Annotated in this window: 4 protein-coding genes; 2 read left to right on the forward strand and 2 right to left on the reverse strand. The window is 59.8% G+C overall.

The features are described from left to right. The first annotated feature begins 49 nt into the window (after positions 1-49). Both AC6FTP_RS26685 and AC6FTP_RS26690 read left to right on the forward strand, forming a co-directional pair. Entirely contained in the window at positions 50-400 is a 351-nt protein-coding gene (locus AC6FTP_RS26685) for a hypothetical protein (protein WP_497209938.1), read from the forward strand. A gap of 19 nt (positions 401-419) precedes the next feature. After that, the gene (locus AC6FTP_RS26690) at positions 420-1,376 is read left to right on the forward strand and encodes an ATP-binding protein (RefSeq protein WP_497209939.1); all 957 of its coding nucleotides are present in this window, start codon (positions 420-422) and stop codon (positions 1,374-1,376) included. Between the two features lie 198 nt (positions 1,377-1,574). Here AC6FTP_RS26690 and AC6FTP_RS26695 read toward each other — a convergent pair whose 3' ends face one another. Both AC6FTP_RS26695 and AC6FTP_RS26700 read right to left on the reverse strand, forming a co-directional pair. Further along, positions 1,575-2,432, reverse strand: coding sequence for a hypothetical protein (locus AC6FTP_RS26695; RefSeq protein ID WP_497209940.1), 858 nt, complete (start codon positions 2,430-2,432; stop codon positions 1,575-1,577). A 257-nt stretch (positions 2,433-2,689) separates the two neighbouring features. After that, the coding region (locus AC6FTP_RS26700) for a hypothetical protein (RefSeq protein ID WP_497209941.1) at positions 2,690-2,870 on the reverse strand (181 nt) is incomplete at its 5' end.

Raw genomic sequence — 2,870 nt, forward strand, 5'->3', positions numbered from 1 at the left:
GAGGCAAGGAGACGGCCCGCAAGGGCCATGAACCTGAACCCACCTACCCATGAGCAAGAAAGACATGATCGAACAACTGCGCCATCGCCTTGCCAGCAACGACCGCTGGGCACTGCGTGCCCTGATGCGCATCTACCAGAACCAGACCGCCGATGAGCAGAGCCGCGAAACCACCATCGAACGCAACGGCATCGGGTTCACCGGACCTGATGCTGAAATCCTCACCAGCTTCGCCCGTCAGTATCAGCGGCGCGGATGCTTGAGTGAACGGCAGATGATCATCCTGCGCCGACGCATCCCCGCCTATGCGCGCCAGATCGTGCAAGGCAGCGACACCACGCGCCTTGAGGCGGCATTTTCCAGCACTGCAACTACGCAAGCTGCGGAGCAGAATGGCTGAACCCAAACATCCTACCACCATGCCCACACGAACCGACCCAGAAATCGAACTGCCACCCGATGCAGCCACCGCCGACGATCACCGAAACCCGCGCCGCCGCAGGCGGGATCGCGATGAAGAGGAACAGCTCCCTGATGTGGGGATGCTCGTGCAGCCGGAACCCCGCCACGACCTCGACAAGCTGATCCTGCATCCTGAGGTGAAGACCGACATCCTTGCCGGTCTGCGAGCGCTGGAGATCCGCGCTGACCTGGACCGCATCTGGAACCTGAGTAGCATCCAGTCGCAGCAGGGCCGCTGCATCCTCAACTTCTACGGCCCGCCCGGCACCGGCAAGACGCGCGCTGCCCTTGGCATCGCGCTGCGCCTTGGCAAACCGCTCTATCAGGTGGACTACAGCGCCGTTATCTCGAAATACCTCGGCGACACAGCCAAGCACATCAAAGCCGCATTTGCTGCTGCCAGTGAACACGACGCGGTGTTGTTCTTCGATGAAGCCGACAGTCTGCTCTCCAAACGCGTATCAACCGGCGAATCCTGCTCCACCAGCATCAACCAGAACCGCAACTGCCTGATGCAGGAATTGGATCGCTTTGACGGCGTGGTGATCGTGACCACCAATCTGTTTGAAAACTATGACCCCGCCCTGCTTCGTCGCATCCAGCGCCACATCAAATTCCGCATTCCAGACGCCTCCATGCGCCGGGAGTTGTTCGCCCTTCATCTCCCCAACCCAGATCGGGTGCAGGCTGATTACGCAGTTCTCGCGGAGTTATCGAAGGGCCTCAGCGGCGGGGATATTCTGAATGTGTGCGTCAATGCGATTCATGCGGGCAGCACAGATGCAGACCCAGCGAAGTGGCAGGTGACGCAGGCGATACTTGAGGCGGAGATCAAGAAGGTGAAGAAGCCCAAGGCAGAGCACTCAGGGAAGAAGAGCAAAAACCGGAGGATGATCGGGTTTCAGCCGAGCTGATCAGCCTCGAAAATGCTTTTGAGGGGGCGGGTCGAGTTGGCCCTGGACGTGGAGCGGCGACGGGGACGGTGCGTTCGTCGGGCAGGCGCTGGAAGCCGCTGATGAGGCGAAGCGTTTTGCTCGGCACGTCCTGCGTGCCGAGCTTCCACACGGTTTTGCCATCGCGGTCGAGTTCGCGGATGGCTGGGGCGACTACTTTTACTGCACGCTTGGAACTCCCCGCATGATGCCGACTTCGCCGCCATCAAGATTCACAAATCCGCGTCCAATTAGATTGCTCACCACGAGTTTGACTGCGGCATCAAACTCAAGCCCAGCGAGTCTGGCGGACAGCGCCGGATCGAGCATCACGGAAGTCATTGACCTTGTTTCCGTTCCGGGAACAGGAGTTCCATTGGCAGCCACGGCGCCCGGAAGGGCCTGCACTCTCACGTCGGCGATGCTCAGGAGCGGCGCAAACCAGCGCACGGGAGCACCTTTGTAGGGGGAACGAAGCGTGGCTGCTCCACGCACTTCCTCCCAGGCGAATGGCGGGCTTTTGGAGGCACTATTGTTGCTCAATTTCTCGACGACGGACCCCGTGCGATTGGCGAGATTGCTTGAAAGGCTCAGAAGCGCCGATGCCATTCCTCCTTCAAGCCCCATCACTCCGTCACGCTCTACGAACTGAGGTTTGGACACCTGCAAACGGAAGCCCATCTGAGGACGAGAAAGTGGCCGCCCGTCTGGGCCGCTCTGGACGACGTTCAGCGTTTCAAACTGGATCAGCGCCACAGGTCCATAAGCCTCCGCGCCCAGCACGGCTGTGCTCGGAATTGACTGCTCTCCACGTAGCAAGATGCCACGGGCAGTTGCCGGCACCGCAGGGGATGCCGCACCGCCAGACGCTGGTTGGGCTGGGTTGGCCGCGCTTCCACGCACGTTGGTGGACGTGGTCACGTTGTAGGCCAGATCGATTTTCACCGGAGACTGAGCGTTGGCTTGGCCTGCGAAGATGCCTGCCAGAGCCAATGCACCGGCAAGGAAGCTGATTCTCATAGAGTTGGTCGTTTTCATGGGTTCGCTGGGATTGGGGTTCGGATGTCTTTCACGTCACGCGGCAAGATTGCCGCATCTGTTATCTCTTTGTCGTTTATCGGGTTTTCTGACAAAATTTCTTGCTGGAGGGTGTGGTGGCCTTTATGCGACCGCATCGCGGATGCGCTTGGCGTAGTCATTGGCGTAATGGTTGTCCGGCGCGGTGGGCATGGGTGTTTCGGCTGCGAGCTTGTCCATGTGCGGCGTGATGATGTCCTTGTTTCCATAGCAGCCCATCAGTGCCCGTCGGTGGCCGGTCCCTTGTCAGCGCCTCCGACGCCACGGTTCTTGTTAATGAGGCGCAGGTGGGAGGCGAGGTTCATCTCGCCGGTCTTGAGGCCGCTTATGAGCCCCCTGTCTGCAACCCAGACATAGTCCAGGACTATCGAGTTCTTGTGCCCCTTCATGAAATCCAGG

It is taken from the genome of Prosthecobacter sp., assembly GCF_044378005.1.
Taxonomy (GTDB): Bacteria; Verrucomicrobiota; Verrucomicrobiia; order Verrucomicrobiales; family Verrucomicrobiaceae; genus Prosthecobacter.